This window comes from Paracoccus xiamenensis (assembly GCF_011308835.1).
Lineage (GTDB): Bacteria > Pseudomonadota > Alphaproteobacteria > Rhodobacterales > Rhodobacteraceae > Paracoccus > Paracoccus xiamenensis.
In genome coordinates, this window is sequence record NZ_JAAOHY010000005.1 from 198,701 (window position 1) to 225,322 (window position 26,622).

25 protein-coding genes are annotated in these 26,622 nt (G+C 62.9%); 8 read left to right on the forward strand and 17 right to left on the reverse strand.

Annotated elements, in window-relative coordinates:
- The first annotated feature begins 50 nt into the window (after nt 1–50).
- Complete coding sequence (mutT, locus tag G7044_RS12635; protein WP_166329370.1) at nt 51–449, forward strand: 8-oxo-dGTP diphosphatase MutT; 399 nt, start codon at nt 51–53, stop codon at nt 447–449.
- Nucleotides 450–564: 115 nt separating this feature from the next.
- Nucleotides 565–693 carry a hypothetical protein gene (locus G7044_RS18170; RefSeq protein ID WP_268935409.1) on the forward strand — a complete coding sequence of 43 codons (129 nt, stop codon included), beginning with the start codon at nt 565–567 and terminating at the stop codon, nt 691–693.
- A gap of 222 nt (nt 694–915) precedes the next feature.
- Here G7044_RS18170 and G7044_RS12640 read toward each other — a convergent pair whose 3' ends face one another.
- From G7044_RS12640 to G7044_RS12685, 10 genes are all read right to left on the reverse strand, one after another.
- Complete coding sequence (locus G7044_RS12640; RefSeq protein ID WP_166329372.1) at nt 916–1,299, reverse strand: winged helix-turn-helix domain-containing protein; 384 nt, start codon at nt 1,297–1,299, stop codon at nt 916–918.
- Between the two features lie 36 nt (nt 1,300–1,335).
- Complete coding sequence (locus G7044_RS12645; RefSeq protein ID WP_166329374.1) at nt 1,336–2,556, reverse strand: phenylacetate--CoA ligase family protein; 1,221 nt, start codon at nt 2,554–2,556, stop codon at nt 1,336–1,338.
- Between the two features lie 36 nt (nt 2,557–2,592).
- Nucleotides 2,593–3,417 carry an ABC transporter ATP-binding protein gene (locus G7044_RS12650; RefSeq protein WP_166329376.1) on the reverse strand — a complete coding sequence of 275 codons (825 nt, stop codon included), beginning with the start codon at nt 3,415–3,417 and terminating at the stop codon, nt 2,593–2,595.
- A gap of 125 nt (nt 3,418–3,542) precedes the next feature.
- A complete protein-coding gene (locus tag G7044_RS12655) occupies nt 3,543–4,826 on the reverse strand; it encodes an ABC transporter substrate-binding protein (RefSeq protein ID WP_166329378.1) in 1,284 nt (427 codons plus the stop codon).
- A 50-nt stretch (nt 4,827–4,876) separates the two neighbouring features.
- Nucleotides 4,877–5,953: a branched-chain amino acid ABC transporter permease gene (locus G7044_RS12660; protein WP_166329380.1), complete on the reverse strand. Its 1,077-nt coding sequence runs from the start codon at nt 5,951–5,953 to the stop codon at nt 4,877–4,879.
- Nucleotides 5,954–6,099: 146 nt separating this feature from the next.
- On the reverse strand, nt 6,100–6,471 hold the full coding sequence (locus G7044_RS12665) for a VOC family protein (protein WP_166329382.1): 372 nt from the start codon (nt 6,469–6,471) through the stop codon (nt 6,100–6,102).
- 2 nt (nt 6,472–6,473) lie between these two features.
- Nucleotides 6,474–7,484: a branched-chain amino acid ABC transporter permease gene (locus G7044_RS12670; protein WP_407947403.1), complete on the reverse strand. Its 1,011-nt coding sequence runs from the start codon at nt 7,482–7,484 to the stop codon at nt 6,474–6,476.
- Between the two features lie 21 nt (nt 7,485–7,505).
- Nucleotides 7,506–8,324, reverse strand: coding sequence for an ABC transporter ATP-binding protein (locus G7044_RS12675; RefSeq protein ID WP_166329384.1), 819 nt, complete (start codon nt 8,322–8,324; stop codon nt 7,506–7,508).
- A 1-nt stretch (nt 8,325) separates the two neighbouring features.
- The gene (locus G7044_RS12680) at nt 8,326–8,586 is read right to left on the reverse strand and encodes a hypothetical protein (RefSeq protein ID WP_166329386.1); all 261 of its coding nucleotides are present in this window, start codon (nt 8,584–8,586) and stop codon (nt 8,326–8,328) included.
- A complete protein-coding gene (locus G7044_RS12685; protein WP_166329388.1) occupies nt 8,583–10,571 on the reverse strand; it encodes an AMP-binding protein in 1,989 nt (662 codons plus the stop codon). Before G7044_RS12685 ends, G7044_RS12680 begins: the two co-directional genes overlap by 4 nt.
- A gap of 186 nt (nt 10,572–10,757) precedes the next feature.
- On the opposite strand from G7044_RS12685, the gene G7044_RS12690 reads away from it, so the two are divergent.
- Complete coding sequence (locus tag G7044_RS12690; RefSeq protein ID WP_166329390.1) at nt 10,758–12,635, forward strand: PAS-domain containing protein; 1,878 nt, start codon at nt 10,758–10,760, stop codon at nt 12,633–12,635.
- Nucleotides 12,628–13,335 (forward strand): response regulator transcription factor, encoded by a 708-nt coding sequence (locus G7044_RS12695; RefSeq protein WP_166329392.1) that lies wholly within the window; start codon nt 12,628–12,630, stop codon nt 13,333–13,335. Before G7044_RS12690 ends, G7044_RS12695 begins: the two co-directional genes overlap by 8 nt.
- A 466-nt stretch (nt 13,336–13,801) precedes the next feature.
- Here G7044_RS12695 and G7044_RS12700 read toward each other — a convergent pair whose 3' ends face one another.
- Nucleotides 13,802–15,253, reverse strand: coding sequence for an aldehyde dehydrogenase family protein (locus G7044_RS12700; RefSeq protein WP_166329394.1), 1,452 nt, complete (start codon nt 15,251–15,253; stop codon nt 13,802–13,804).
- A 133-nt stretch (nt 15,254–15,386) separates the two neighbouring features.
- Here G7044_RS12700 and G7044_RS12705 point away from each other — a divergent pair, with 133 nt between their 5' ends.
- Nucleotides 15,387–16,049, forward strand: a complete 663-nt coding sequence (locus tag G7044_RS12705; protein ID WP_166329396.1) for a peroxiredoxin — start codon at nt 15,387–15,389, stop codon at nt 16,047–16,049.
- Nucleotides 16,050–16,252: 203 nt separating this feature from the next.
- Nucleotides 16,253–17,185 (forward strand): hypothetical protein, encoded by a 933-nt coding sequence (locus G7044_RS12710; RefSeq protein ID WP_166329398.1) that lies wholly within the window; start codon nt 16,253–16,255, stop codon nt 17,183–17,185.
- Nucleotides 17,186–17,246: 61 nt separating this feature from the next.
- Here G7044_RS12710 and G7044_RS12715 read toward each other — a convergent pair whose 3' ends face one another.
- From G7044_RS12715 to putP, 3 genes are all read right to left on the reverse strand, one after another.
- Complete coding sequence (locus G7044_RS12715) at nt 17,247–18,044, reverse strand: hypothetical protein (protein ID WP_166329400.1); 798 nt, start codon at nt 18,042–18,044, stop codon at nt 17,247–17,249.
- A 70-nt stretch (nt 18,045–18,114) separates the two neighbouring features.
- On the reverse strand, nt 18,115–20,256 hold the full coding sequence (gene pnp / locus G7044_RS12720) for a polyribonucleotide nucleotidyltransferase (protein WP_166329402.1): 2,142 nt from the start codon (nt 20,254–20,256) through the stop codon (nt 18,115–18,117).
- Nucleotides 20,257–20,491: 235 nt separating this feature from the next.
- Nucleotides 20,492–21,946, reverse strand: coding sequence for a sodium/proline symporter PutP (gene putP, locus G7044_RS12725; protein WP_166329404.1), 1,455 nt, complete (start codon nt 21,944–21,946; stop codon nt 20,492–20,494).
- 159 nt (nt 21,947–22,105) lie between these two features.
- Here putP and G7044_RS12730 point away from each other — a divergent pair, with 159 nt between their 5' ends.
- The gene (locus G7044_RS12730) at nt 22,106–22,720 is read left to right on the forward strand and encodes a YdeI/OmpD-associated family protein (protein ID WP_166329406.1); all 615 of its coding nucleotides are present in this window, start codon (nt 22,106–22,108) and stop codon (nt 22,718–22,720) included.
- Between the two features lie 70 nt (nt 22,721–22,790).
- Here the strand turns inward: G7044_RS12730 and rpsO are convergent, their stop codons facing one another.
- The 3 genes from rpsO to G7044_RS12745 all read right to left on the reverse strand — a co-directional run bounded on the left by rpsO (nt 22,791) and on the right by G7044_RS12745 (nt 24,803).
- Nucleotides 22,791–23,060 carry a 30S ribosomal protein S15 gene (rpsO, locus tag G7044_RS12735; protein ID WP_166329408.1) on the reverse strand — a complete coding sequence of 90 codons (270 nt, stop codon included), beginning with the start codon at nt 23,058–23,060 and terminating at the stop codon, nt 22,791–22,793.
- A gap of 133 nt (nt 23,061–23,193) precedes the next feature.
- Complete coding sequence (locus G7044_RS12740; RefSeq protein ID WP_166329410.1) at nt 23,194–24,183, reverse strand: calcium-binding protein; 990 nt, start codon at nt 24,181–24,183, stop codon at nt 23,194–23,196.
- An 80-nt stretch (nt 24,184–24,263) separates the two neighbouring features.
- A complete protein-coding gene (locus tag G7044_RS12745; protein WP_166329412.1) occupies nt 24,264–24,803 on the reverse strand; it encodes a pseudouridine synthase in 540 nt (179 codons plus the stop codon).
- 331 nt (nt 24,804–25,134) lie between these two features.
- Between G7044_RS12745 and leuC the strand changes: the two genes are divergently transcribed.
- Nucleotides 25,135–26,577: a 3-isopropylmalate dehydratase large subunit gene (gene leuC / locus G7044_RS12750; protein WP_166329414.1), complete on the forward strand. Its 1,443-nt coding sequence runs from the start codon at nt 25,135–25,137 to the stop codon at nt 26,575–26,577.
- The last annotated feature ends 45 nt before the right edge of the window (nt 26,578–26,622 follow it).

Below are 26,622 nucleotides of genomic sequence, written 5' to 3' on the forward strand. Positions count from 1 at the left end.
CCCGAAAACCCCCGCGGGATATTTTTACCAGAATGAAGAAGGATGCCGGGATGAAGATGGTTCTGGTGACGGCGGTCGCGCTTGTCGATGCCGATGGCCGGGTGCTGCTGGCGCAGCGTCCCGAGGGCAAGTCGATGGCCGGCCTGTGGGAGTTTCCCGGTGGCAAGGTCGAGCCGGGAGAGACGCCCGAGACGGCATTGGTCCGCGAGCTGCACGAGGAGCTGGGGATCGACACACATACCTCTTGCCTGGCGCCGCTGACCTTTGCCAGCCACAGCTATGACGACTTTCACCTGCTGATGCCGCTGTTCGTTTGCCGGCGCTGGAAGGGCATCGTGCAGCCGCGCGAAGGCCAGAAACTGGCCTGGGTGCGCGCCAAGGACCTGCGCAGTTACGAGATGCCGCCAGCGGATGTTCCCTTGACCCCGATAATTCAGTCGTGGCTGTGACAAATTAGGCACAGGCGTCGGGGAAACTGTTCTGAACAGTCATGTCCGCTCTGCTTTGTTAACCACTTAGCTGAGTTTCCGGGGGATAAAGAAGGTTCAGAAGAAGGGGACAGATATGATTCGCACAATCACCATTGGCAGCTATATCTCGGTCCAGGGCGTCTTTGAAAGGCAGACCGAATGCGGGGACATTGTGATCCGCGTCGGCGAGAAAACCTATCAGGGAAAGCCTGTTAGCAAGTAGTTTTTTTCATTGGTCGACGACCGACGAACTGCATTGAAAGGTACCGTCCTGCCGGGACGGTGCCTTTTTTCAAGGCCGGGTCAGCAGTCCTGCACCGTGTAATTCACGGGTTAACAAAAAGCAATTCCTGGTTGTAACTTTTTTTCACCGGAAAGCCGTGCAACTGGGCCACACCTCTTTGAGTTGTGCGAAATTCCAGGTCCGCCGCGGGCGGAGCACCGATTACCGGCCGCGCTTCGCCGCATGCAGCGCCTGAATTGCGGTCATATCCGCGCTGGCAGCATCATGGGCCGCTGCCTCGATTCGGCGAAAGCGGGTCAGAACCTCGTGCCCCTGCGGCGTCAATGCCGCGCCGCCGCCGCCCGCTCCGCCGCGTTCGCTGCTGACCAGCGGCGCCGCGAAGCTGCGGTTCAATCCATCGACCAGCGACCAGGCACGCTTATAGCTCATCCCCATGCGCCGCCCCGCCTCGGATATGGATCCGGTCTGGCCGATCAGTTCCAGCAGGTCCGCCTTGCCCGGCCCGATCCAGACATCTGGGCCAAGATACAGACGCAGCTGCAGGCGCGGATAGCGGTCAGGGTCGTGCAAGGGCGGGTGTGACATGATGGGATCATGCAGCGCGCCCCGCCCCTCGGCAAGTCAGTCGTATTTGCGCCGATCCTCGATCACCAGCCCGTCATTCGGCAGGCTGCCGGGGCTGAGGATTTCAATCCGGCCGCGCAGTTTCAGCGCCTCGGCGACCGAGGCGGCATATTCCGCATCGGCGGCGCGGGGGCTTTCGACCTGGACGGTCATGGCGTCCATCTCGCCCTCGCGATCCGCGATCACGCGGGCGCGGGTGATTTCGGGATGGCGGGCAACAAAGGCCGCGACCTGTTCGGGGCGGACGAACATGCCCTTGATCTTGGTGGTCTGATCCGCGCGCCCCATCCAGCCCTTGATGCGCATATTCGTGCGCCCGCATGGCGAGGCGCCCGGCAGCACCGCCGAAAGATCCCCGGTGGCAAAGCGGACCAGCGGATAGTCGGGGTTCAGCGTGGTCACGATCACCTCGCCCACCTCGCCTTCGGGGACCGGGTCGCCGGTGCCGGGGCGGACGATTTCGACGATCACGCCTTCGTCGACGATCATGCCTTCCGCCGCCTCGGATTCGTAGGCGATATTGCCCAGATCGGCCGTGGCATAGCATTGCAGCGTCGTAATGCCGCGATCCGCATAGTGCTGCCGCAGCGACGGAAACAGCGCGCCCCCCGCCACCGCGGCGCGGGTGAAGGACAGCTTTTCACCCAACTCATCCGCGCGGTCGAGGATCACTTTCAGAAAATCCGGCGTGCCAGCGTAGACCGTCGATCCAATATCGGCCGCGGCCCGCACCTGCAGGTCGGTCTGGCCGGTGCCCGCAGGCAGCACGGCGGCGTCGACGGCGCGGGCGGCACTGTCGAACATCATCCCCGCAGGCGTCATGTGATAGGCAAAGCAGTTCTGCACGATGTCGCCGCGCCGTACCCCGCAGGCGAACAGGAACCGGCCAAGCCGCCACCAATCGCCCTCGCGCCGGCCGGGTTCATAGATTGGGCCGGGCGACTGAAAGATATGGTCAAACTCTGCCGCCAGCCGGGTGGCATAGCCGCCGAAGGGCGGGTTCTTCTTCTGCGCCTCGATCATCTCGGATTTGCGGATCACCGGCAGAGCAGCCAGCGCCGCACGGTCGCGGACGTCAGCCGGGTCCACATCGCGCAGCAGCCGCGCCAGCGTGGGGGCGGTCTTCGCGCGGCCAAGCGCCGCCGGCAGCGCCTCGGCCAGCCACTCGGCGCGCTCGTCATCGCTGCGTGTTTCCAGATCGTCGAAATAACCGCCCATGAACTGTTCCTTAACTTGAAATTCCGCCTGTCCGCCTTAGGCCAGCCAGCGCTTGCGGCGGCGATAGGACCGCACGTCGCGGAAGCTTTTGCGGCCCTCGTCGGACATGCCCAGATAGAATTCCTTCACATCGGGGTTTTCGCGCAGGGCATCGGCCGCACCATCCATGACCACGCGGCCATTTTCCAGGATATAGCCGTAATGGGCATAGCGCAGCGCCACATTGGTGTTCTGTTCGGCCAGCAGGAAGGTCACGCCTTCGCCTTCGTTCACCGCCTTGACGATTTCAAAGATCTGCTCGACCAGCTGCGGGGCCAGACCCATTGAAGGCTCGTCCAGCAGGATCATTTCCGGGCGCGACATCAACGCGCGGCCCATGGCCACCATCTGCTGTTCCCCGCCCGAGGTATAGCCCGCCTGCGACTTGCGCCGCTCGCGTAGCCGCGGGAAATAGTTATAGACCATCTCCAGATCGTCGCGGATCGCCGCCGCCCCGTCCTTGCGGGTATAGGCGCCGGTCAGCAGGTTTTCCTCGACCGTCAGGTGTTCGAAACAGTGGCGTCCCTCCATCACCTGAATGACGCCGCGCTTGACCAGTGCGGCCGGGTTCAGGTCGGCCACGCGGTCGCCGCGATAGGTGATGCTGCCCTTTGTCACCTCGCCCCGTTCGGATGCAAGCAGGTTTGAAATCGCCTTCAGCGTGGTGGTCTTGCCCGCACCGTTGCCGCCCAGAATAGCGGTGATGCTGCCCTTCGGCACCGACAGGCTGACGCCCTTCAGCACCAGAATGACGTGGTTATAGATCACCTCGATATTGTTGACGTCCAGCAGCGTCTCGCCGGTAGGTTGGGTATCGAGCATGGCGCCTTCCTCGGATCGGGTTCCCGGCGACACGGGGCTGCGTCGCCGGGTCGTTCACCCCGCAGTTGGTGTGAGCATTGCGGGGATCGATGAACCGGCGCCCGTCAGGGCGCCGGCCAACAAGTTCACTCGCAGGTGCGCGGCGTGATGCCACTTTCCTGCGCATAGGCGGCCGAGTCTGCGGCGATCAGCGGATCCAGCACCTCGGCATCGGGGGCGGTGAATTCGGTGATCAGGTTCCACTTCTTCGCCGCCGCGTCCCATTGCTGGACACGCGACATGCCGCTGCCGCCATGGTTGGCGCAGGACATTTTGACCTCTGGCCCGAAATCGGGCAGGCCGATTTCCGCCAGACGTTCGGGGGTGATGTCCAGCTGTTCAAACCCGTCGCGCAGCTGTTCGGGCGTGATCGCCGAGGTGCCCGCCAGTTCCTGCGCCTTCTTGATCGCCTCGGCAATCACGACGGCGGCATACATGCCGCGCGAATACACGGCCGAGCCGACATGCTCGCCGCCCTGCGACGCCTTGCCGGTGTCGATGACATGCGTCTTCAGGTCATCATACAGCGGATAATCCATGCCGACGCCGTTGAAGGTCATGGATTTATAGCCATTGGCGCCGTCGCCCGCAGGCATCACGTCCAGCTCGGACCCGGCCCACCAGATGCCGATGAAATTCTCCATCGGGAAACGGATGTTGGCGGCTTCCTGAATGGCGACCTGGTTCATCACGCCCCAGCCCCACATCAGCACATAATCCGGCTTGTCGCGGCGGATCTGCAGCCATTGCGATTTCTGTTCCTGACCCGGTGCCTCGACCGGGATCTCGGTCAGGGTGAAACCGTGCTTCTTGCCCAGTTCCTGCAGGGTGCGGATCGGTTCCTTTCCATAGGCAGAGTTGTGATAGACAAGCGCGATCTTCTTGCCCTCAAGGCTGCCGCCGTTTTCGTCCAGCAGATACTTGATGGCGACCGAGGCCCCGTCCCAATAGTTCGCGGGCGCGTTGAACACCCATTCGAACACCGTGCCATCCTTGGCCGAGGTACGCCCGTAACCCGGCGTGTACAGCACCTTCTTGTCAACGGCGACCTTCGGGATCAGCTGATAGGTGATGCCGGTCGACAGCGGGTTGAAGACAAGCGCATCGGCCTTGGTCGATTCATAGCATTCGACGCCCTTTTCGGTGTTATAGGCCGTCTCGCATTCCGGGACCTGGATCTTCTCACCACCGATCCCGCCATCGCGTTCGTTCAGCAGCGTGAAATAGTCGTTGAAGCCATCGGCATATTGGGTGCCATTCGCGCCATAAGGCCCGGTCCGATAGCTGAGGTTCGGCACCACCAGATCGGCCATGGCGGGGGCTGCGGCCATGACGGCGGCGGCGGCCAGTGCGGCAAGTTTCAGTTTCATTCTTGGTCTCCTCCCAAGGTTTGACGCGCCGGTTTGCCCGGTTCTGTTTGTTAATGCGGGAACGGCCACAGCCGCAATTTTTCCTTCACCAGCCGCCACAGTCGGGCCAGCCCGTGCGGTTCGACGATCAGGAAGAAGATGATCAGCGCGCCCACGATCATCAACTCGATATGGGCGGCAAGGTCTGTGGGCCAGCCAAGCGTGCCGACCAGCAGGTTCTTCAGGAACACAGGCAAAAGCACCAGAAAGGCCGCGCCGGCAAAGCTGCCGAAGATGGACCCGAGGCCCCCGATGATGACCATGAACAGCACCAGGAAGGACTTGTTGATCCCGAAAGCCTCGGTCACTTCGGCCGCGCCCAGATAGACAGCGAACAGAAGCGCGCCGGCGATGCCGATGAAGAAGGAACTGACCCCGAATGCGGTCAGCTTGGCGGTCAGGGGGTTCACGCCGATGATTTCGGCCGCGATGTCCATGTCGCGGATCGCCATCCATTTGCGCCCGACCATGCCCCGCGTCAGGTTCCGCGCGACCCAGGCGGCCATGAAGACGAAAGCCAGACAGATCAGGTATTTTGCGGAAGGCGAGGCGGCGGGCCCGGTCACGGCCCAGCCCAGCACTGTGCGTTCCGGCGAGTTGATCTGGCCCGAGGCGGAATAGTTGTAAAACCACGGCACCTTGTTGAACAGCCAGACAAGGAAGAACTGCGCCGCCAGCGTGGCGACCGCCAGATAGAACCCCTTGATCCGCAGGCTGGGCAGGCCAAAGGCGATCCCCACCAGCGCGGTGATCCCACCCGCCAGCAGGATATGGATGACAACGCTGATTTCAGGGAAGGCGGTCATCAGCTTATAGACCGCAAAGGCCCCCACCGCCATGAAACCGCCCGTCCCCAGACTGACCTGCCCGGCATAGCCGACAAGGATATTCAACCCGATGGACGCAATCGCATAGATCAGGAAAGGCAGCAGCACCGCGCTTGCCCAATAGTCATTGATGACGAAGGGTATAACCAGAACCGCAATCGCCAGAATGGCGTAATAACCAATCCGGTCCAGCTTGATCGGGAAGGTCTGCCCGTCGTCGCGGTAGCTGGTCTTGAAATCGCCGGCCTCACGGTAAAACATGCTGTCCCTCTCTTATCTGCTGCCGCGGCGGGGGTTTTCCACCCCCGCGCCCCCGGAGGATATTTCTGCCAGAATGAACGCGCGTTCCGGCTTTCGCTCTGGCCCAAATATCCCCGCCGGAGGCAGGCTGACTCGCCGATTAGCCATCACTCGACCTCTCTCGCGTTCGCCTCGAAGGCGGGTCCCTGCGGGTCGACCACGCAGAAGCGGTGGCCGGTCGGGGCCTCCATCACGATCCAGCGTTTGACGCGGTTGACAACCTTGCCGCCAAGGGACTTCAGCCGGGCGACCTCGGCGTCCTTGTCGTCGGCTTCGAGGTCGATATGCACGCGCGCATCGTGGTCTACCGCCTGCACCAGCACCTTCAGATCACCTTGATCCAGGATTTCGGCGTATTTTCCATCCTCGTCGATCCTGACCTCACCACCAAGGGCGACACCCCAGAAGCGGGCGGCCTCGGCCACATGTTCGGCCTTGCAGTCAATTACGATGCATCCCAGTCTTGCGCGATGGGTCATGCCTATACCCTCTCGATGATGCGTTCGCCGAACAGGCCTTGCGGGCGGAAGACCAGGAACATCAGCGCCAGCACATAGGCGAACCAGTTTTCCGTCGCGCTGATGGTGAAGCCGAACCAGCTGCCAGCCAGATCCGGGCTGGACATGATGAATTCGAACAGCTTTTCGCCCACGCCGATGATCAGCCCGCCGACAATCGCGCCGGGGATCGAGGTGAAGCCGCCCAGCATCAGCACCGGCAGCGCCTTCAGCGCGATCAGCGACAGGCTGAACTGCACGCCCGATTTGGTGCCCCACATGATGCCCGCAACCAGCGCCACAAAGCCCGCGATGGACCAGACCATGATCCAGATGAACTGCAGCGAGATACCTACCGACAACGCCGCCTGATGGTCGTCAGCAACCGCGCGCATGGCCCGGCCCTGCTTGGTATATTGCGAAAACGCCACCAGCGCCGCGACAAGGATGGCCGCGATGATCGTGGCCCAGATGTCCAGCCGGTCGATGAAGAAGCCATAGCCGAACCAGTCATTGGTCGCCTGTTCGATGCTTTCGCTGATGCCCTGCGGCAGCCCCACGTCGAGCGTTTTCACATCGGCGCCCCACATCACATCGCCCAGCCCTTCCAGGAAATAGGCAAGCCCGATGGTGGCCATGAACAGGATGATCGGTTCCTGCCCGACGAGGTGTTGCAGGACCAGCTTTTCGATCAGGATGGCCAGCAGGACCATCACCCCAGCGGTCAGCAGGATCGCCAGCAGCGCGGGCACGTTCCAGCCGAAGCTTTCGACATGGGTGCCGAACATGGCGTTGATCAGGTGGGCGAAGGGCACCTGCCCTTCCATGATGCCCACCAGCGTCAGCGCCGCGAACAGCGCCATCACGCCCTGCGCATAGTTGAACACGCCCGAGGCCTTGTAGATCAGCACGAAACCAAGCGCGACAAGCGAATACATCACGCCCGTCATCAGCCCGTTGATCAGAACTTCGCTGCCGTAAAGAAGCTGGTCCATCAGCGTTTTCCTTTCGCCCGGTCAGTCATGGGACACCCCCAGATAGGCGTCGATGACTTCCTGATTGCTGCGCACCTCGGAAGGGGTGCCGTCGCCGATCTTGCGGCCGTAATCCATCACCACCACACGGTCCGACAGGTCCATGACCACGCCCATGTCATGTTCGATCAGCGCGATTGTGGTGCCGAATTCGTCATTCACGTCGAGGATGAAGCGGCTCATGTCCTCTTTCTCCTCGACGTTCATGCCGGCCATGGGCTCGTCCAGCAGCAGAAGCTGGGGTTCCGCCGCCAGTGCGCGGGCCAGTTCCACCCGCTTTTTCAGCCCATAGGGCAGACGGCCCACCGGCGTCTTGCGGATGTTCTGGATTTCCAGAAAGTCGATGATCTTTTCGACCTGTTCGCGGTTGGCGATCTCTTCGGCCTCGGCCCGGCCCCACCACAGCGCTTGCGAGAAGAAGCCGGATTTCACCTTGTTCAACCGCCCGGTCATGATGTTGTCCAGCACCGACATGCCGTCGAACAGTGCGATGTTCTGGAAGGTGCGGGCGATGCCCAGACGGGCGACCTCATAGGGTTTCATCGGCCCGCGACGATAGCCCTTGAACCAGACCTCGCCTTCCTGCGGGACGTAAAAGCCCGAAATCACGTTCAGCATTGACGATTTGCCAGCCCCGTTCGGCCCGATGATCGCGCGGATCTCGCCCTGGCGAATGTCAAAGCTGATATTCTTGATCGCCTCGACCCCGCCGAAGCGCAGGGTGATGTTGCGCAGGTCCATGACCACGGGGCCGATCTGGCGGCCGTCTGCGGTGGTGTAGCCTTCGGTTTCGTCAAGCATCCTAATTCCCCGCGAGCCAGCCGACCAATGCGCCATAGACGGCGACGGCGGGGCCATATTGGATCATCTGGCCAAGCGGCAGGCCGGGCCAAAGGCGGCTGGCGGCTGCCACGCCGAAACCGCCTGTAATCGCGCCAGCCAGCAGATGCGCGACGGTCGGCGGCACGAAGTCGGGCACCAGCCAGGCCAGCAGCAGCCCCGCCAGCGCGATCAGCGCGCCGGTGACATAGCTGGGCTTGTAGGTGATGACGGGTCTGTTCATTCCGCTGCCACCTTCTCCATGGGTGCCTCGCCAAAGACCGGCACGTCCTCGATCTTCAACGTGGCCTTGATGACACCCTTGCGGCCGTCTTCATAGGTGACCTCGGTTTCGGTATAGACGCTGTCCGACCCGTCATAGAGTGCGGCGACCAGATCGGCGAATTTCTCGCTGATGACGGCGCGGCGGACCTTGCGGGTGCGGGTCATTTCGCCGTCGTCGGGGTCCAGTTCCTTGTGCAGGACAAGGAAGCGGTGGATCTGGCAGCCCGACAGCATCGGATCCTGCGCGACGGATCGGTTCACCGTTTCCACATGTTCCTTGATGGTCGCATAGACCTGCGGATGGCCCGCCAGTTCCTGATAGCTGGCATAGGCGATGTTGTTGCGCTCGGCCCAGTTTCCGACCGCGTTCAGGTCGATATTGATCATCGCGGTGCAGAAATCGCGGCCATTGCCCAGCACCACGGCCTCAAGAATGTTGGGATAGAACTTCAGCTTGTTCTCGACATATTTGGGCGCGAACATGGTGCCATCGGCCATCTTGCCCACATCCTTGGCGCGGTCGATGATGCGCAGCTGGCCGGTTTCTTCCTCGATAAAGCCCGCATCGCCCGTGGCTACCCAGCCCTCGGCGTCCTTGGTCGAGGCCGTGCTTTCCGGATTGTTGTAATATTCGACGAAAGTGCCGGGCCCGCGATAGAAGACCTCGCCGGTATCGGCGATCTTCAGTTCAACGCCGGGCGAGGGCACGCCCACCGTGTCGGACCGCACGCCGCCATCGGGCTGCTGGGTGATGAAGACGGATGCCTCGGTCTGGCCGTAAAGCTGTTTCAGGTTGATGCCCAGACTGCGGTAGAAATCGAAGATTTCCGGCCCGATCGCCTCGCCCGCGGTATAGCCGACGCGGATGCGCCCGTAACCCAGCGCGTCCTTCAGCGGGCCATAGATCAGCAGGTTGCCAAGGCCATAGGCGATGCGGTCGCCGAAGCCGACGGGCTTGCCATCCAGCAAGGACGGCCCGACCCGGTTGGCGACGGCCATGTAATGCTTGAACAACCAGCGCTTGAAGCGGCCGGCATCCTCCATGCGGATCATCACATTGGTCAGCTGACCTTCAAACACGCGCGGCGGGGCGAAGAAATAGGTCGGCCCGATCTCGCGCAGGTCGGTCATCATGGTGGCCGCGCTTTCGGGGCAGTTCACGGTAAAGCCGGTCCAGGTCGCCTGCCCCATCGAAAAGATGAAATCGCCCACCCAGGCCATCGGCAGATAGGCCAGCACCTCGTCGCGGTAAGTCAGCTTGTCGAAATCGCTGGTGTTCTTTGCCGTCTCGATGATGTTGCGGTTCGACAGAACCACGCCCTTGGGCTTGCCCGTGGTGCCAGAAGTATACAGCATCACACAGGTGCTGTCGTAATCCAGCGCGGCGATCCGCGCATCCAGTTCCGGGCCCAGACGCTGCCCCGATGCCCGGCCCTCGGCCTGCACATCGGCCAGCGCATTCATGCGGGCATGGTCGTATTTCCGCATCCCGCGCTTGTCGGTATAGATGATCTGTTCGACGTTGCGCGGCGCGTCGGACATGGCCTGCACCTCCAGCACCTTGTCGACCTGTTCCTGATCGCCGCAGACGACGAAACGGGCGCCGCAATGGCCCAGAACATAGGCCATCTCTTCGGCGACGGCGTCCTGATACAGGGGCACCGGCACCGCGCCGCACATCTGCGTGGCGATCATCGCCCAGTAATGGGCCGGACGGTTGCGCCCGATCACCGCGACATGATCGCCGGGCCGCAGCCCAAGGTTCAGCATCCCCAGCGCCAGCGCCCGGATCTCGTCAGCGGCCTGCGCCCAGGTCCAGCTTTGCCAGATCCCGAATTCCTTCTCGCGGTAGGCGGGGCGCGGACCCAGACGGTCCACGTTACGCGCCAGCAGCGCCGGAATGGATTGCGGATCGGCCCCGTCAGGGGCGCGTAGTTGGGCCATGTTTCCTCCCTCTCCGGTCCGAATGGCGGCGGGCCGGTCCACCGGGCGCGGTTCTTCTGTCCACTGCCCGGCCTGCACAGATTTCCCGGCGATCATTTCCGCAATTTTACGAAAACCTAACGAATTGTTACACGCTATGCGAAGCCCTTTTCGGGTGCTAACCATCGGACAAGGGAAGGGTTTTGCATGATCGCCAGTGATTCACGGGCCGCGCTGATGCAGTCGGGGCTGAACCTGATCGGCCAGGCGCTGTCGATCTTCGATGCCGACCTGCGGCTGGCGGTGTCGAACCGGCAATATCAGGCGATGTTCGACCTGCCCGACAACCTGACCCGTCCGGGCACCTTCTTCGAAGACACCATCCGCTATCTGGTGGTGCGCGGCGAATACGGCCCCCAGGACGACCCCGACGAGGCCGTGCGCCTGCGCGTCCAGCAGGCCCGCGCCTTCCAGCCGCATTACATGGAACGCGAACGCCCCGATGGCCGCTGGGTCGCGGTCGAGGGCGCGCCCCTGTCGCAGGGCGGCTGGGTCACCGTCTATACCGACATCACCGAAACCAAGCGGCACGAGGCGATGCTGCGCGCCCGGTCCGAGGAACTTTCCTCGCAGGTGCTGGACCATGCCGAACAGCTGTCGGCGGCCAACCGCGAACTGGCGGCGATGATCTCTGCCCTGCAAGAGGCCAAGCGCGTCGTCACCGAAACCCAGGCCCGGACCCGGCAGGTCACCGAAATGGTGCCCGCCCATATCGCCCATCTCGACCGCGAGGGGCGATATGTCTTTTCCAACCGGCAAATGCCGCAGGTCTTCCCCGGCACCCGCCCCGATATCGTCGGGCTGACGGCGGAACAGGCGCTTGGACCCGCCACCTATGCGGCGATCCGCCCGCATATGGATCAGGCGCTGTCCGGCCGGCAGCAGGTGTTCGAGATCACACATTCCGAATCCGGCCGCCGCATCCGCATCGCGCTGACCCCGGACCGGGGCGGCAATGGCGTCTTCGTGCTGTCGACCGATGTCACCGCCGAGGTCGAGGTCCGCGAGGCGCTGACCCATGCCTCGCGCCGGGAACTGGCGGCCAAGATCACCTCGGGTCTGGCGCATGATTTCGGCAATCTGCTGACCATCATCCTCGGCCTTCAGGACCGGCTTACCCATGCCGATCTGTCCGCGACGGCGCAGGCTGACGTGCACGCCACGCTGGCCGCGGCCCGGCGCGGGGTGCAACTACTGGAACGGATCGGCCAGATCGCCGCGCCCTTGGGCACGGCGCGCCAACCGGTGCGGCTGGACGGATTACTGCGCGACCTTTGCGATATGGTGCGGCCCAGCCTTGGCGACCGGGTGGTGCTGGATCTGGTCACCGATCTGCCAGATGCGCCCCTGCTGCTGGATCCGGGCCATGTGCAGGACAGCCTGCTGAACCTGATCCTGAACGCCCGCGATGCCATGGGACCGGCCGGCGGAACGATCGCCCTTTCTGCCCGCGCGCATCACCCTTGGGTCGAGGTCGAGCTGACCGATACCGGCCCCGGCTTCACCGCCGAGGCGCTGACCCGCGCGACCGAGCCATTCTTTTCCACCAAGCCCGGCCAGGGCTCTGGCCTGGGCCTGTCGATGGTCTTCGATCAGGCGCGACTGGCGGGGGGGACGCTGCATCTGGCCAACCGCGCGGGCGCATCCGGCGCCTGGGTACGGTTGCGTCTGCCGCTGCGTCCGGTCAGCCCCCAGATGATCCTGCTGGTCGAAGACGACGACAGCCTGCGCGAGATGCTGCGCCGGATGCTGACCGCCATGGGCCATTCGGTGATCGAGGCGGGCTCACTTGCCGAGGCACAGGGCCTGACCGACCTGCCCGGCCTGACGCTGATCCTGTCTGACATGCAGCTGGGGGACGGGCTGGGCCACGCCTTGGCGGGCGCGGGCCGCCCGCCCCTGCTGCTGATGACCGCCTTGCCGCCAAGCGATCCCTTGCGCGACATCGCCCCGTGCCCGGTGCTGACCAAACCATTCGACAGCGCTACTCTCAGCCAAGCCATATCGCAGGTGCTGGATGACTGACGCCCCCCTGATCGCCATCCTTGAAGACGAACCCGACATCCGCCGGATCATGTCCGACACGCTGGAAGCCGCCGGCTTCCGCACCATGGGCTTCGCCCGCGCCACCGAATTCGAGGCAGCGCTGCGCCGGATCACCCCCGACGCCTGCCTGGTCGATCTGGGCCTGCCCGACCGCGACGGGCTGGCGCTGGTGCACCGGCTGGCAACCGAATCCGGCGCGGCCATCATCATCGTTTCCGGCCGCACGCAGGTTCAGGACCGCATCACCGGGCTAGAGCTGGGGGCAGACGACTATATCATCAAACCCTTCGAGCCCGGCGAATTGGTCGCCCGCCTGCGCGCCCGCCTGCGCCGCCCCCAGACCGCGCGCCCCGGTCAGCGCAGCCGCGCCGCCTTCGCCGGCTGGCGCGCCGATTTCGACCGCTATCTGCTGGCCGCACCCGATGGCAGCGAAACCCCGCTGAGCCATGCCGAGGCCGAGGTGCTGCGCATGTTTCTGGACAATCCGCGCCGGCTGATCTCGCGCGGGCAGATGCTGGAAACACTGGGCGGTGCGGGCGGCGAAAGCTTCGACCGGGCAATGGATGTGCGCATCTCTCGGCTGCGGGGCAAGCTGGGCGAGGATCCGAAGAACCCGCAGCTTATCAAGACCATCTACGGCGCAGGCTATATCTTCCTGGCCGAGGTCGACTGGAGCTGACGCCGGTCTGGCCATCTGAACGACAAAAACAAAAAAGGGACGGCGCCAGCCATCCCTCTTTCAATCGTGTGCTGGGTTGCTACCGACTGGTGGCTGCCTTGCTGCGAGATAACTGCTGCCGTGGGTCGCTGCCGTTCAGGTGGCGTCCTCGGTGGCCTTGCCCGTAGATATAGTTGTGCCTGCCGCCCTCGTCAAGAATTTATTCAATCAAAACAAATAGTTGACTAATATCCTCGGCTATTCGGACGCTCCCGCGCAACCTGCTGATTTCGCGACCACAACCGGATGCGGAACCAGGACCGAGCAGTCACGGGCGACCAGCATGACCGGATTTTCATGGCCGCCGCCGGCCCGTTCTTCGGGTCCGGCTCCGGCGATACTGCTCTGCGATTCGCCGCCTTCGCAGGCACCAATCAAAAAGGACCGCCCATTCGCATGGACGGCCCCGATCTGTATGGCCCCTCGATCAGGCCTTGCTGTCCCAGCCGCTGATGGCCTTGGAATCCATGAATTCCTCGATCCCCCAGACGCCGCCTTCACGCGCCCGGCCCGACCGGCCGATGCCACCAAAGAACGCGCCGGGGCCACGGCTTTCGCCGTTCATTTCCACCATGCCGGACCGCAGCCTACGCGCCAGCCGGTTGCGGCGGTCGCCGTCCTGGCTTTGGACATAGTTGGTCAGCCCGTAAGCGGTATCATTGGCGATGCGGATCGCGTCTTCCTCATCCTCGAAGGGGATGATCGACAGGACCGGGCCGAAGATCTCTGTCTGGGCGATGGTCATGTCATTTGTCACGTCGGCAAAAACCGTAGGCCGCACGAAATAGCCGCGATTGAAGCCTTCCGGCAGGCCGGGGCCGCCGGCAACAAGGCGCGCGCCCTCGGCGATGCCCTTTTCGATCAGGCCCTGGATCTGGTCCCATTGCCGCTTCGAGACCACCGGGCCGATATGGCGGCCGGGCTCATGCGCACTGGCAACGGCGGTCTTTTCGGCCACTTCCTTGGCGGTTTCGACGGCCCGATCATAAATCTCGCGCTGCACCAGCATCCGGGTCGGCGCGTTGCAGCTTTGACCCGAGTTATAAAAGACATGCCGCGCCCCGCGCACCACCGCCTTTTCGTCTGCATCGGCAAAGACCAGATTCGCCCCCTTGCCGCCCAGCTCCAGTGCCACCTTTTTCAGCCCGTCCGCCGCCGCGCGCGAAATCGCGATGCCGGCGCGGGTCGAGCCGGTAAAGCTGATCATCTCGACATCGGGGTGAACCGTCAGCTGTGTGCCCACGCCTTCGCCATCGCCATTCACCAGGTTGAAGACACCCGGCGGCAGCCCGGCCTCATCCACGATCTCGGCGAAGACCATCGACGACAGCGGCGCGATTTCCGACGGCTTCAGTACCATCGTATCGCCCGCCAGCAGCGCCGGGATCACCTTCAGCGTCACCTGGTTCATCGGCCAGTTCCAGGGCGTGATCAGCCCCACAACGCCGATCGGCTCCCACGAGATCATGGTGCCGGGGGCGTGATCGCCCAGCGGGCGCACGAACTGGAAGTCACGGAAGGCGCGGATGAAGTTCTTGGTGTGATAGGTGCCCGCCTCCACCTGATCGGCGGCCGACATGTCGCTGGGCGCGCCCATCTCATGGGTGATGGCCCAGGCCATGTCTGGCGCGCGGCGCTGATAGATCTCCAGGATCTTTTCGACATGGGCCAGCCGCTCGGCCGGGGGCGTCGCCGACCAGGTCGGGAATGCACGCTTGGCCGCCGCAACTGCGGCATCGGTATCGGCCTGACCGCCCAGCGAAATGACCGCCACCGCCTCCTCGGTCGAGGGGTCGATCACCTCCAGATCATGGGCCGCAGCGGGCGCGATCCAATTGCCGTCGATGTAGAATTTGCGCTTGTCCAGAAGCTCGGTCATGGGACCCTCCTATTCATTGACCGAATGGTCGCATTTACCTCAGCCGCACGCAAGCACAGCCGCGCCGGAATTGGCCTTGGAACTTTGTCTCAGCGGGCTATGCTGCGCCGCCGAATAACCCAGAGGAGCAGAGATGAGCCTGCGCATCAATGACATAGCCCCCGACTTCACCGCCCAATCGACCGAAGGCGCGATCAGCTTCCACGACTGGATCGGCGACAGCTATGCCATCCTGTTTTCGCATCCGCGCGACTTCACCCCGGTCTGCACCACCGAATTCGGCGCCGTGGCGCAACTGGTGCCGGAATTCGAAAAGCGCGGGACCAAGGTTCTGGGCGTGTCCGTCGATTCGGTCGAGGATCACGGCAAATGGAAGCGCGACATCGAAACCGTCGCCGGCGTCCCCGCCAACTTCGCGATCATCGACGACACCGCGCTGAACGTGGCCAAGGCCTATGACATGCTGCCGGCCGAGTTCTACCTGCCGACCGAGGGCCGCACCCCCGCCCATTCGGCGACCGTGCGCACCGTCTTCATCATCGGCCCGGACAAGAAGGTCCGCCTGACCATGACCTATCCCATGTCCGTCGGCCGCAACTTCGCCGAGATCATCCGCGCCCTCGACGCCGTGCAGCAAACCGACGGCGCGCCCCTGGCCACGCCCGCCAACTGGGTGCCCGGTCAGGACGTGATCGTGGCGCTTGCACTGGACGACGCAGCGGCCGAGGCGAAATACGGCAAGCTGGACAAGAAGCTGCCCTATCTGCGCTTTGCGAAAGATCCGAAGCACGGGTGATATACGGAAAGGCCGCGCGGAATGGCGCGGCCTTCTTCTTTTTACGGAGACCGTGTTGCGGGACGAAGCGTACGTCATCTGCATTTGGGCGGATGCCCGCTTTTACAATCTTAGTGGCAATGGCCTAATGCCGAATGGCCTCACATGGACACACCCATAATGAAATGCGGGGCGATAGAGTGCTTTCCAAAAGGGGACATCCAATGAATGAACTCGCCGACGACACGCCGATATTTCGGATCTATAACATCTTCGATCTAATCAACACTCTTAGCACCAATTCGATCCGTTTGTCGCAAGTTTGCAGAATGGAAGATCCCAATGAACTTTTTGGAATCTACTTTCGTATAGCTCGATCAATGTCTCCGCCATTTGACGCTGAACATCTAGATCAGTCACAACGCGAGTTTCGAAGTGCGCAATCCCATCATTACATGACTTGCTGGACGCGCGTTCCGCAGAATATCGCAGTTTGGTCACTATACTCACCGACAAGGGACGCCATTCAAGTTCGAACTACGTATGGCAATCTTCGCAGAGCAATGTTCGCGCACTTCCAAGCGTGGCCATACGCGCACGCCTACAAACTCCAGCCGAACGATCAAACTGACCTTTTTCTTCCGCCGGCAGTTGGTCCGGTCAAATACATTGACTTCGAACAGGCTTACTCGAAAATCAGAAGGCAGCTATTAGAATATAACAAAGAAAAGGAAAAGTGGTTTCTCAAGAATGGCGGCCCCGAAATTGAAGATATAGGAGAAAAATGGCTGCAAGCTGATGGACAAATTAAAGCAAGTGTCTTCAGTGAACCTCTGTTGAGCGGTCCTTTGCTGAAAGATATTCGCTATCAACATGAGCAAGAAGTTCGCTTTGTTCTTCAGTTACAGCGCCGAGACGGCCGAACCAAAGACGAATACGAAGCGCACCCAATGGCAGGTTTGGACCATCCAGCACGACCTCCAAAGATTGAAGATTGTCCACCGAATGTTTTCGTACCGTTCGCCGCCACAGAATTGGATGATTTTCAAGTCGATGGCAGGATAGAAAGCTATAAGTTTGAAGCGATTTCAAATGCTCTTGGCAGGTTTGGAGTTGATGTGAAATTGAACAGTGCTTTTCATCCTTTTGCAATTTAAGTCGCAAAGCCGCCTCTCACACGTACTGCTGCACCGTTCAAAATGGGCTCAAACCCTCCCCTCACAAAAACCCCGCAGCCCGCGCCTGCGCCACGTGATGCCCCAAAAAACTGTCCTCGGGGATCTCGCCGCCATTCTCTTTCGCAAGGATCTTGTTGATATTGCTGGCCGTCAGATGCACCGCCCGCGTGTCCGGCCCGAAGCTATCATCCGGCAGATCGCCCGGCGTCACGAAACGGCGGCAATCCTTGGTCAGGACCGGATACAGCACCTCCAACGGCAGGGCATAGCGCAGCTCATCATGCTTGCGCAGGAACGCCGTCAACGCGCGCGGGCCGGTCGAACCCCATGGCCAGTTTTCAATCGGCACCCCGCGCCCCAGCGTCTTGATCTGGTATTTCAGCCGCCGCGCGCCCTGAATATGCGGCGCGATCCCGCGCGTGCCCGGCCCCAGCTTCGACAGATCCGCCAGCACCGGCGAATCTTTCGGCAGCCGCAGCACGGCGCAATTGACCTGATCGGGCTTTTCATAACCGTAAATCCGCCCGCCCTCGAACGCGAAGGGCTGCAACGCGATCATGTCCAGATCGACCCATGTGTGATCGGTGTTCCGCATCAGCGCAAAGCGGAAGAAATTCGAATGCAGCGACGGCGAGCCTTCGCGGGCATAGGTGGCGATCTGGCGCGCCGGATAAACCTCGTTCGCGTCGCGGCCCTCCACCCCGGCAGGCAGGTTCGCAATCGGCGTATAGCTGTAAACCGTCAGCGGATTGCCCATGCGCAGAAAACTGGCGGCCGAGGCCAGCTCGATCGGGCCCAGCCTGTCTCCCACCCACAGCGTCGCCAATGTGTTGCGCATCGAATTCCCCAAGAAAATGGCCGGCCCGAGCATCCCCGGACCGGCCTGAATGTTCAAGAAGCCAAGCCGATTATTCGGCGGTTTCTTCCTTGGACTCGGTGATTTCCGCGCCGGTTTCCTGATCGACCATCTTCATGCCCAGACGCACCTTGCCGCGGTCGTCAAAGCCCAGAAGCTTGACCTTCACTTCCTGACCTTCCTTCAGCAGCTCGTTCGGGTGACCCAGACGCTTGTTGGCAATCTGGGAGACGTGGACCAGACCGTCACGCTTGCCGAAGAAGTTCACGAAAGCGCCGAAATCGACCAGCTTCACCACCTTGCCGGTGTAGATCTGGCCTTCTTCCGGCTCCGCGACGATCGAGTGGATCATCTCGTAAGCCTTCTTGATCGACTCGCCATTGGCGGATGCGATCTTGATGGTGCCGTCGTCGTTGATGTCGACCTTCGCGCCCGAGACTTCCACGATCTCGCGGATGACCTTCCCGCCCGAGCCGATCACTTCGCGGATCTTGTCGGTCGGGATCTGCATCGTTTCGATGCGCGGGGCGTGCTCGCTGAACTCACGACGGCCTTCGGTCAGGGCTTTGCCCATCTCGGCCAGGATGTGCATCCGGCCGTCTTTCGCCTGCGACAGCGCCTGGCTCATGATTTCAGGCGTGATGCCTGCGACCTTGATGTCCATCTGCAGGCTGGTGATGCCCTTCTCGGTCCCGGCGACCTTGAAGTCCATATCGCCGAGGTGATCCTCGTCGCCCAGAATGTCGGTCAGAACGGCGTATTTGCCATCATCTTCCAGGATCAGGCCCATGGCGACACCGGCCACCGGCGCCTTCAGCGGAACACCCGCATCCATCATCGACAGCGAGCCGCCGCAGACAGACGCCATCGACGACGAGCCGTTCGATTCGGTGATCTCGGACACGACGCGGATGGTATAGGGGAAGTCGGTGGCGGCGGGCAGAACAGCCTGCAGCGCGCGCCAAGCCAGCTTGCCGTGGCCGATTTCGCGGCGACCGGGCGAACCCACGCGGCCAACCTCGCCGACCGAATATGGCGGGAAGTTGTAATGCAGCAGGAAGTTCGAACGGAAGTTGCCGTGCAGCGCGTCGATGATCTGTTCGTCATCGCCGGTGCCCAGCGTGGTCACGACCAGCGCCTGCGTTTCACCGCGGGTGAACAGGGCCGAGCCATGGGTGCGCGGCAGCACGCCCACTTCGCTTTCAATCGCGCGCACGGTCTTCGTGTCGCGGCCGTCGATGCGCTTGCCATTGGCAACCACGTCACCGCGCAGAATCGCCGATTCCAGCTTTTTCAGCGCCGAACCGAGGTTGGCATCAGCCAGCTCGTCTTCGTTCAGGGCCGCCACGATCCCTTCGCGGACAACCTGAATGGCGTCGCGGCGATCGCTTTTGTCAACGATGGCATAGGCATCGCGCATGCCGTCTTCGCCCAGCGATTTCACGCGGGCATACAGCTCGGAATAGTCGGGCGACTGAAAGTCGAACGGCTCTTTCGCGGCGGTTTCGGCGAAGTCGATGATCATGTCGATCACCGGCTGCATGGCGTCATGGCCGAACTTGACCGCGCCCAGCATCTCGTCCTCGGTCAGCTCGTAGGCTTCCGATTCGACCATCATCACGGCGTCCTTGGTGCCGGCGACAACCAGATCCAGACGCTGCTCGGGGTTGTTGCGCAGCTGGTCCATGTCCTGAACCTCGGGGTTCAGCACATATTCGCCATCGACGAAGCCGACGCGGGCCGCACCGATCGGGCCCATGAACGGCACACCGGAAATGGTCAGCGCGGCCGAGGCGGCGATCATGGCGACGATATCGGGATCGTTGACCAGATCGTGCGACAGCACGGTGCACATGACCAGAACTTCGTTCTTGAAGCCCGGCGCGAACAGCGGGCGGACCGGACGGTCGATCAGACGCGCGGTCAGCGTCTCTTTCTCGGTCGGGCGCGCCTCGCGCTTGAAGAAGCCGCCCGGAATCTTGCCGGCGGCATAGTATTTTTCCTGATAGTGGACCGTCAGCGGGAAGAAGTCCTGACCGGGCTTCGGTTCCTTGGCGAAGGTCACGTTGGCCATGACGCTGGTTTCGCCCAAAGTGGCGATCACACTGCCGTCGGCCTGACGGGCAACCTTGCCCGTTTCCAGCGTCAGGGTTTCCGGCCCCCACTGGATGGATTTTTTCACTTCATCAAACATCGTGTTTCCTCTGGGCGCGCACCGGCCCTCCGGCCGCGCCATGTTTTTGGCGGCCCCATTGCCGCCGCCCCGATCCTTTGCGGCGCCCCGGGGCCGGGCGTCACGTCACAGATTGGGGGGCAATACAGGAAATCAAGGGCTTTGGGAAGTGTCAGCGGGCAGCGCCTATTGCAGAACGCAATGCGCCCGCCCCAATCGGGACGGGCGCAGCTTCGATCGATTTCCGGATCGCGGATCAGACCGCTTTCGGCGCCCGGTACTCGCCCCGGTCGGGCGTCATGTTGCTGACCACGACAATCGCGATCCATGCGGCGACAAAGCCCGGCACGATCTCATACAGCACGCTGCTGAGGCCAAGCATGATCCACAGCCCGACCACGACGGCCCCGACGATCAGCCCCGCAACCGCGCCCGCGCCGGTCATCCGCTTCCATGTCAGCGCCAGAATGATCAGCGGGCCAAATGCCGCGCCGAAACCGGCCCATGCGTTGGACACCAGCCCCAGCACCTGCGCATCGGGATCCGAGGCGATGACCACCGCGACCAGCCCCACCAGCAGCACCGCAATCCGCCCGACCGTCACCAGTTCGGTGTCGGTCGCATCACGCTTGAAGACGGTGTGGTAAATGTCCTCGGTCAGCGAAGACGAGGCGACCAGCAGCTGGCTGGACACCGTGGACATGATCGCGGCCAGCAGCGCCGCATACAGGAAGCCCGTCACCAACGGATGAAACAGCAGATTCGACAGGATGATGAAGATGGTCTCGGGGTCCGCGACCTCCAGCCCGTTGCGTTCGGCATAGGCGCGCCCGAAAATCCCCAGCGAGATCGCGCCGATCAGCGACACCGCCATCCAGCTCATCCCGATATTGCGGGCGGTCGGCACTTCCTTGACGCTGCGGATGGCCATGAAACGCACGATGATATGCGGCTGACCGAAATAGCCCAGGCCCCAGGCCACCGCCGACAGCCAGCCCATGAAGGTCAGCCCCGCTGTCAGTGACAGATAGTCTGGCCCCACCGCCTCGCGCAGGCGGTCGGCGGCGGTGGCAATGCCGTCGCCCTGCCCGGTCGTCAGGATCACGATGGGCATGATGACCAGCGCCAGCATCATGATGATGCCCTGCACGAAATCGGTCAGCGACACCGCCAGAAAGCCGCCCATGACGGTGTAAACCATGACGATCCCCAGCGTCAGCAGCACGCCGGTCATATAGCCGCCGTTGAAGGCGCTGACGAACAGCTTGCCGCCGCCGACAAGGCCCGATGCCGTGTAAACCGCAAAGAAGACCACGATCACGATGGCCGACACGATCCGCAGCAGCCGCGCCTGCGACGGGAAGCGATTGCCCAGAAATCCGGGGATGGTCAGGCTGTTGTCGTATTCCTCGGTCTGCTGGCGCAGGCGCGGGGCGACGACGACCCAGTTGACCCAGGCCCCGATGAACAGCCCGATCCCGATCCAGCTTTGCGACAGGCCCGACACGAACAGCGCGCCGGGCAGACCCAGCAGCAGCCAGCCGCTCATGTCGGACGCACCCGCCGACAGCGCCGCGACCGACGGCGGCAGGTTGCGCCCGCCCAGCATGTATTCTTCCGAATTCGAAGTCGATTTGCGCCAGGCATAAACGCCAATGGCCAGCATAAGCGCGAAATACGCCGTCAGACTTATCCAAACACCAGTTTGCATGGTCCCTCCGTTATTGTTTTTCGTTCTATCGATGGCCACAGCATACGCCGGAACGCAGAGGAATGCTGCCCCCGCTTCCGGATTTCGCCACAGCCTGCCCCGTATGGACAGTTATCCCTGCCTTTGCCAATCTTCTGATTGCATCACCGGGGAACCGATATGGCCGACACCAAACCTGCCAAGACCCTGCCGCCTGACAGCGTCCGCCTGGACGCCTTCTTTTCCCAACTGGCGACATGGCGCGACGAATTGCTGGCCCTGCGCGCGATCCTGCTGGATGCCGGCCTGACCGAGACGTTCAAGTGGTCCTCGCCCGTCTATACCGCCCATGGCGGCAATGTCGCGATCATCTGGGGTTTCAAAGACCGCGCCGCCATCGGGTTCTTCAAGGGCGTGCTGATGACCGACCCCCAAGGCCTGCTGGAAGCGCCGGGCGACAATTCGCGCAGCTCTCGCGTCATCAACTTCACCGACCTCGATCAGATCAACGCGGCGAAACCCACGCTGCGCGCCTATATCGCCGAGGCCGCGCGGATCGAGGAACAGGGCCTGAGCGTCGACCTGCCCAAGGACGACCTGGAATATCCTCAGGAACTCGTCCGCCGCCTGGACGGCGACACCGATTTCCGCGAGGCATTCGAGGCGCTGACACCGGGCCGCCGCCGGTCCTGGGTGCTGCATTTCGGAACAGCCAAACAGGTGGCCACCCGCGAAACCCGGATCGACAAGGCAGCCCCGAAAATCCTCGCCGGCAAGGGCTTCAACGACCGCTGACGCCCCTTCCAGCAACGAAAAACGCCCGCAGCCGAAGCCACGGGCGCTGATCCTGCCACAAGGCCGGATCTTAGCGGCGGATACCCAGACGCTTGATGAGGTCCTGGTAACGGGCCTCTTCCTTGCCCTTCAGATAGTCCAGCAGCTTGCGGCGCTGAGCCACCAGCTTCAGAAGGCCACGACGGCTGTGGTTGTCCTTCTTGTGGGTTTTGAAGTGCTCGGTCAGGGTGGTAATGCGCGAGGTCAGAATCGCGACCTGAACTTCCGGGGAACCGGTATCGCCTTTCTTGGTGGCGAATTCGGTCATCAGGCGATTCTTTTCTTCAACCGTGATCGACATCGGGGTCTCCTTTCGGGATCAACAGGTTATGGCACAGCCCGGGATGTCGTCCAGAACTGGCCCATGGAGGATGCACGCCGATTTTCACCAGCGAACGCGCGCCTATACGAAATTTGCGCAGGAAAAGAAAGCCTCAGCTTGCCGGGCGCAACAATATGATATCCGCCAGCGACAGGCCCGGTGCGTCCAGAACCTTGGCCACCGGCTGCCCATCAATCGCCAGCACGGCAGCGCCGTCGGCATCGTGGCTGATGGACAGTTCGGCCTGCGGGTGGTGGACGGCAATCTCGATCTGGTCGCCCTTGGCGTAATCGGCGATCAGCGCCACGCCTTCTTCATTGTCATAGGACAGGCGGAACGTATCGTCACCCTCGTTCCCGTCCAGCACATCGCCCGCGCTGCCGATCAACAGATCATCGCCCGCGCCGCCATGCAGCGAATCCGCACCGGCGCCCCCGTCCAGCGTATCCGCGCCCAAGCCCCCGGCAAGGTCATCATTCCCGGCGCCACCGGCCAGCAGATCATCGCCCGAGGCCCCATCCAGCCAGTCGTCGCCCGCATCGCCCTGCAACGTGTCATCGCCTTCGCCGCCGAACATGCGGTCGTCGCCTTCGCCGCCCATCAGCAGATCGTTGCCGCCATTGCCGGCCAGCGTGTCCTGCCCGTCGCCGCCGTCCAGCTGGTCGTCGCCCCAGGCGTCGCGCGCGTCGTCGCCATAGATCCAGTCGTCCTCGCCCCGCCCGCTCAGCGTGTCATTGCCCGCCCCGCCGGCCAGATCGTCGATTGCATCGCTGCCAGTGATCACGTCATCGCCGGTCCCGCCTGACACGGCGCCGCTGCCTGTGATGACCTCGCCCAAGGGTGTGCCAGGCCCGCTTGGCACGGCATCAGCGGGAAGCACGTCTTCGGGGGGAGGCACGTCTTCGGCGGGAAGTTCGACTTCGGGCGCGACCTGATCGCGGCCCGCATCCAGCAAGGCAAGATCCGGCACATCATCATCGCGGCGCTCTTGGGCCAGCCCTTCGTCGGCGTCTTTATCCTCGCTGCCATCCTCGTCATTGCCAAGCAGCTCGAACGCGGCACCTGCCGCAATGGCCCCCAGGACGCCTGCCAATATCAACATGTCACACCTCACCAACTGAGGTCAGAACATACAACAAACACCCGCCGGACTCTCGGCAATTCTTAAGAAAGGGTTAATTTTCAGAGCTCAACCCGCCGCCAGTCGCCGGGCGCGATCCCGTCCAGCACCCAGTCGCCGACCTGCCAGCGCACCAGCCGCAGCGTCGGCAGGCCCACGGCGGCGGTCATGCGGCGCACCTGCCGGTTGCGGCCCTCGCGGATGGTCAGCCGGATCCAGGCATCGGGCACGGTCTTGCGGAACCGCACCGGCGGGTCGCGCGGCCACAGATCGGGGGGCGCGATCAACTCGGCCCTTGCGGGCAAAGTCGGGCCGTCCTTCAGGGTGACGCCCTTGCGCAGCGCGTCAAGCTGGGCCTGATCCGGCGCGCCCTCGACCTGCACCAGATAGGTCTTTTCCATCTTGTGCTTCGGATCCGCGATGCGCGCCTGCAAGCGGCCGTTATCGGTCAGCAGCATCAGCCCTTCGCTGTCCATGTCCAGCCGGCCGGCCGGATAGACGCCCTTCACATCGACATAGTCGGCCAGTGTCGGGCGCGGATTGGCCGATTGATCGGTAAATTGCGGCAAGACGCCGTAAGGTTTGTTCAGCAGGATCAGCATTGGCCCTTGTCGCCCTATGCGCCGACCTTCGCAAGCGCCAGACGTCAAGGCAACGCCCGGCGGGAACCGCCGGGCAGCCCCCGCCCGCCCCCACCTCGGTCGGGGCCTGCCCTCTGCTTTTGACGCCCGGCCGCGAATCCCTTGCCACGCCGCCCCCACAGGCGTAACTTCCCGGCCCATGATGCGCTATTTCAACATTCACGACCGCGCCCGCCTGCCGGGCCGCTTTTACGGCGAAAGCCTGTCCGTGACTGCCCGACTGTGATCGGCGGCGGGAAGCCCCCGCATGACCTTTCGCATTTGCAAGCCATTCCTGAACAAGAGAACAGCCATGACCGGCCCATCCAACGCGGGAAAACCCCGTACGCTTTACGATAAAATCTGGGACGCCCATATCGTCGATACCACCGATGACGGCACCAGCATCCTCTATATCGACCGCCATCTGGTCCACGAGGTCACCAGCCCGCAGGCCTTCGAAGGTCTGCGCATGGCTGGCCGCAAGGTCCGCCGCCCCGATCAGACCATCGCCGTCCCCGACCATAACGTGCCCACCACCGCCGACCGCGTGAACGGGATCGAAAACCCCGAAGGCCGCATTCAGGTGGCGGAACTCGACAAGAACGCGAAAGAGTTCGGCCTCAACTACTACCCGATGAGCGATATCCGCCAAGGCATCGTCCACATCGTCGGCCCCGAACAGGGCTGGACCCTGCCCGGCATGACCGTCGTCTGCGGCGACAGCCACACCGCGACACATGGCGCGTTCGGCGCGCTCGCCCACGGCATCGGCACGTCAGAGGTGGAGCACGTTCTGGCCACCCAGACGCTGATCCAGACCAAATCGAAAAACATGAAGGTCGAAATCACCGGCAAGCTGCGCCCCGGTGTGACCGCGAAGGACATCACCCTCTCGGTGATCGGCGCGACCGGCACCGCCGGCGGCACCGGCTATGTCATCGAATATTGCGGCGAGGCGATCCGCGACCTGTCCATGGAAGGCCGCATGACGGTCTGCAACATGGCCATCGAAGGCGGCGCCCGCGCCGGCCTGATCGCGCCCGATGAAAAGACCTTTGAATATGTGAAGGGCCGCCCCCATGCGCCGAAAGGTGCCGCATGGGAAGCCGCACTGAACTGGTGGAAGACCCTGACCAGCGACGAAGGCGCGCATTATGACAAGGTCATCACCATCAAGGGCGAAGACATCGCCCCCGTCGTGACATGGGGCACCAGCCCCGAAGACGTGCTGCCCATCACCGACCGCGTGCCCTCGGCCGACGATTTCGAAGGCGGCAAGGTTGCAGCGGCGCAGCGCTCGCTCGACTATATGGGCCTGACGCCGGGCATGGCGCTGACCGACATCAAGATCGACGCCGTGTTCATCGGCTCCTGCACTAATGGCCGGATCGAGGATCTGCGCGCCGCCGCCTGCATCCTGAAGGGCAAGCATCTGGCCGACGGCGTGCGCGGCATGGTCGTGCCGGGTTCCGGTCTGGTCCGCATGCAGGCCGAGGAAGAGGGTCTGGACAAGGTCTTCATCGATGCCGGCTTCGAATGGCGTCTCGCCGGTTGCTCCATGTGCCTTGGCATGAACCCGGACCAACTGGCACCGGGCGAACGCTGCGCCGCGACCTCGAACCGCAATTTCGAAGGTCGCATGGGTTACAAGGGCCGCACGCATCTGATGTCGCCGGTCATGGCGGCCGCGGCGGCGGTCGCGGGCCATCTGGTCGATGTGCGCGACGTGATGAGCGAAACGGAAACGGCGTAAGGCGGCCGCCTATGCACGCGTTGTGCACGGCCTGTGTACAGGCTG